This is a genomic window from Vibrio sp. 10N.222.55.C6 (genome assembly GCF_041473395.1).
Lineage (GTDB): Bacteria > Pseudomonadota > Gammaproteobacteria > Enterobacterales > Vibrionaceae > Vibrio > Vibrio crassostreae_C.
Map to the genome: position 1 here is coordinate 1 of NZ_JBFRSD010000552.1, position 322 is coordinate 322.

At 44.1% G+C, this 322-nt stretch carries 2 pseudogenes; both read left to right on the forward strand.

From position 1 onward, the window contains the following. Positions 1-144, forward strand: a pseudogene (locus tag AB4486_RS25040) (ADP-L-glycero-D-mannoheptose-6-epimerase); the annotation flags it as partial. 75 nt (positions 145-219) lie between these two features. Then, positions 220-322: pseudogene (locus tag AB4486_RS25045) on the forward strand (lauroyl-Kdo(2)-lipid IV(A) myristoyltransferase); the annotation flags it as partial.

Here is a 322-nt window from a genome sequence, read left to right on the forward strand (position 1 = left end):
ATTCCTTTCCCTGAGCATTTAAAAGGTGCTTACCAAGAGTTCACCCAAGCTGACTTGACCAAGCTTCGTAATGCAGGTTGCGATATTCAATTTAAATCGGTTGCTGAAGGCGTCAGCGAGTACATGCAGTCAGTTAATCGCTAGATTACACTCTCCCGAAAACAAGCTAACGGTATACTGTTAGCTTGTTCAATCTATATCGCCAGTTAAAGGTTTACAGTGACAACTCAACGCGACGACTACGATCCTAAAGCATACAACCCTAAATTCACCAGTGCGTTTTTATCACCAAAACACTGGGGAACTTGGCTCGGGCTATGCC